At 71.9% G+C, this 3471-nt stretch carries 4 protein-coding genes; 2 read left to right on the top strand and 2 right to left on the bottom strand.

What is annotated here, in order from left to right:
- A partial coding sequence (locus x551_RS19890; protein WP_036250518.1) for a hypothetical protein occupies window positions 1-723 on the bottom strand: 723 nt, incomplete at its 3' end.
- Window positions 724-755: 32 nt separating this feature from the next.
- Window positions 756-1625: a TraB/GumN family protein gene (locus x551_RS19885; protein ID WP_081771425.1), complete on the bottom strand. Its 870-nt coding sequence runs from the start codon at window positions 1623-1625 to the stop codon at window positions 756-758.
- A 128-nt stretch (window positions 1626-1753) separates the two neighbouring features.
- Here x551_RS19885 and x551_RS19880 point away from each other — a divergent pair, with 128 nt between their 5' ends.
- Together x551_RS19880 and x551_RS19875 are read left to right on the top strand one after the other, a co-directional pair.
- The gene (locus x551_RS19880; protein ID WP_036231651.1) at window positions 1754-3010 is read left to right on the top strand and encodes a lipoprotein-releasing ABC transporter permease subunit; all 1257 of its coding nucleotides are present in this window, start codon (window positions 1754-1756) and stop codon (window positions 3008-3010) included.
- A partial coding sequence (locus tag x551_RS19875) for an ATP-binding cassette domain-containing protein (RefSeq protein WP_036250521.1) occupies window positions 3003-3471 on the top strand: 469 nt, incomplete at its 3' end. The genes x551_RS19880 and x551_RS19875, both read left to right, overlap by 8 nt.

Here is a 3471-nt window from a genome sequence, read left to right as displayed (position 1 = left end):
CCAGTCCTCGCGCAGCGCCGGCGCGCGCAGCGCGTCCAGCACCCGCGGTGCCTCGCCGCGGTCCGGCTGGTGGGTGCCGCAGCCGCTGAGCCAGAAGCTGTTCAGCACGTCCCGGCCGGTCGCTTCGCGGGCGTCGTTCAGCGCGTGCGTGTAGAGCAGCATCTGCACTTCGTTCTGCAGACGCTTCACGAAACGCGCGGCCGGGTGCTCTGGCATCCACAGATCGGGGTTGCGGCCGATCACGCGGTCGAGCGACGCGGTCGGCAAGTCGGCCAAGGTCTCGTGGGCGACGTACCAGCGTGTCGGCGCGCCCCAGGCGCACAGCCAGCCTTCGCTCTCGAACAGTGGTCGCACGGTGTCGAAGGCGGCGCGCGACTCGGCCGCGTCGAGTGCCAGCGACTCGGGGTCGTCCATCGTCAGGTGCTCGCGGCCGATCTGCCAGTGCACCGGGCTCAGCAGGCCCCAGGCCAGATCGCCGGTGTCCAGGCCGTCTGCGGCGGCGGCGCGGGCCGCCCAGGGCAGGGCGCCGTCGGCCCCCCGCCAGCCGAGCGCTCGGGCGAGCACCCGCTCGTGTGGCGGCGAGAGCTGGTATTCGTCGCCTTCGTTCAGGGGGTCGGCCGTGAGCCGGCCCAGCAGCGCGTCGAGCGCCGGCAACGCGAGCTCGCCCAACGCGTGCTGGCCTGCCTCTGACAGCGGGGCGGCGAAGGGGATCACGAGGTGCATGGCAGGATTATCCGGGCCGGTCCCCGGACGGTTCAGCGGCGCTGCCTCTCGACGCGCCGCACCTGCCAGCCAGCCCGCTCGAGCAGCGCCAGCACGCCCTGCTCGCCGTGCAGGTGCAGGGCGCCGATCGCGACGAAGGCGCCGCCGCGCTCCAGCCGGGGCCGCATGCGCTCGACCATGCGGGCGCTGCGGCGCACCAGGATCTGCTCGAACAGGTCGCTGTAGGCGGGGCGCAGCGCCGGCTCGTCGCGCAGCGCGAGTTCCTCGTTCTGCAGCATGCCGTCGAGGTCTTCCTCGAGATAGCGCGCCAGCAGCGTGTCGATGGCGGCGATGGTTTCGTCGTGGCGCCGTGCCTGCGCCTCCAGCAGCGCCAGCATGTGCCCGGTCTGCACGGCCGCGATCGAGGCGATCTGTTCCCGCGCTGTCTCGAGCGGCACGACCGGCAGCCCGCGCTGGCGCGCGATGCGCTGCAGCGCGGCGTCGACGATCTCGCCCTGAGGCCGAGGCGGCTGCGACAGAGTCAGGTAGGCGGCCCAGGGTGTCAGACGCTCGGTGGCGGCGGCCGGCAGGCCATAGCGTGCGGAGAGCCGCGACGCCACGCGTTCGAAGCGCTCGGGCCCGGCGAGCGTGCGCAGCTGCGCCCCGGCGGCAACCGGGCCGCCGTCTCGAACGCGCTGCGGCTGTCGGCGTCGTCGAGCATCTCCACCACCAGGCGCGCGACGCGGCCAGGGCCTCGTCCACCTGCGGGCCGAAGGCCTTGGCGCGGGCGTCGTCGAGGTGGATGGTGCCGTAGACGTGACTCGCCGGCCGACCGTCGCGCTCGATGCGCCACAGCAGGCCGCGGTCGAACGGCGCGGCGACTGCGGCGCCGACGGTGAGCACCAGCAGGGCCACCAGTGCAGTGGCGAGACGGTGCAGCGGCATGTCGAGACTCCTTCGTCTTTGCGGGTGCGAGGGCGGCCAGCCTAACGCGCCGCAACGATCCCGACCGCCGCGAGGCCGGATCGCCTCGGGTAGCATCCTGCTGCTCATGCACTGGCCCTACGAACTCACCATCGGCTGGCGCTACACCCGCGCCGGCCGCAGCGGGCGGCGCAACGGCTTCATCTCCTTCATCTCGGGTGTGTCGATGCTCGGCATCGCGCTCGGGGTGGCGGCATTGATCATCGTGCTGTCGGTGATGAACGGCTTCCAGAAGGAAGTGCGCGACCGCATGCTGAGCGTCATCGCGCACGTGGAGATCTTCGAAGCCGGCGGCAATGCGCTGCCCGACTGGCGCGCTACCGCCGCGGCGGCGCGCGGCAATCCCGAGGTACTGGGTGCGGCGCCCTTCATCGCGACCCAGGCGCTGATCGCGCGCGGCGAGGACATGCGCGGCGCCGTCGTGCGCGGCATCGATCCGGCCGAAGAAGCGAACGTGACGCCGTTGGCGGCGCAATCCCGCGACGGCGCCTTCGCGGGCCTGAAGCCTGGCGCCTGGGGCATCGTGCTGGGCGGCGAGCTGGCGCGCACGCTGGGCGTGAAGGTGGGCGACCCGGTGACGCTGGTCACGCCCAACGGCCAGGTCACGCCGGCCGGCGTTGTGCCGCGGCTCAAGCAGATGACGGTGGTGGGCACCTTCAATGCCGGTCACTACGAGTACGACAGCGGACTGGCGCTGATGCACATCGACGATGCGGCGCGGCTGTTCCGCGTGGACGGGCCCACCGGCGTGCAGCTCAGGCTGCGCGACCAGCAGCAGGCGCGCCGCGTCGGCTTCGAGCTGGCCGAGCAGCTCGGCCCCGCGGTCAGCGTGCGCGACTGGACCCGCACCAACCGCAACTGGTTCGACGCCGTGCAGCTCGAGAAGCGCATGATGTTCATCATCCTCACGCTGATCGTCGCGGTGGCGGCCTTCAACCTGGTCAGCACGCTGGTGATGACGGTGACCGACAAGCAGGCCGACATCGCGATCCTGCGCACGCTGGGCGCCAGCCCGCGCTCGATCATGGGGATCTTCATGGTGCAGGGCGCGGCCTCGGGTGTGATCGGTACCTGCTCGGGACTGGCGCTGGGGCTGCTGGTGTCGCTCAACATCGATGTCATCGTGCCTGCGCTCGAGCGTCTGTTCAACGCCAGCTTCCTGCCTGGCAGCATCTACCTGATCAGCCGCATGCCGAGCGATCCGCAGTCGGCCGACATCGTGCCGATCGGCCTGGTGTCGCTGCTGCTCGCCTTCGTCGCGACGATCTACCCCAGCTGGCGCGCGAGCCGCGTGCAACCGGCCCAGGCGCTGCGCTATGAGTGAGTCGGGGGAGGGGGTGAGCCACGGTGCCGTGCTGCAGGCGCGCGGGCTGCACAAGCGCTTTACCGAGGGCGGTCTCGACGTGGCGGTGCTGCGTGGGGTGGATTTGCAGGTGGTGCGCGGCGAGACGCTCGCGGTGGTGGGTGCGTCCGGCTCGGGCAAGAGCACGCTGCTGCACCTGCTGGGCGGGCTCGACAGGCCCAGCGCCGGCGGCGTGCAGCTGATGGGCCGCGACTTCGCTGCGATGGATGCGGCGGCCCAAGGCACCTGGCGCAACCGGCATCTCGGCTTCATCTACCAGTTCCACCACCTGCTGCCCGAATTCAGCGCGCTCGACAACGTCGCCATGCCGCTGCTGATCCGGCGCCTGCCGCGCGAAGCGGCTCATGCCGAGGCGCACGCTATGCTCGCCGCCGTGGGGCTGGCCGCGCGCACCGCGCACCGGCCGTCCGAGCTGTCGGGCG

The sequence above is a fragment of the Methylibium sp. T29 genome (genome assembly GCF_000576205.1).
Taxonomy (GTDB): domain Bacteria; phylum Pseudomonadota; class Gammaproteobacteria; order Burkholderiales; family Burkholderiaceae_C; genus Methylibium; species Methylibium petroleiphilum.
This window is presented reverse-complemented; position numbering and strand designations above follow the sequence as displayed.

What these genes read in the sequence shown, in the direction of transcription:
- x551_RS19880 (WP_036231651.1), top strand. Translation starts at nt 1,754, where the DNA reads ATGCACTGGCCCTACGAACTCACCATCGGCTGGCGCTACACCCGCGCC.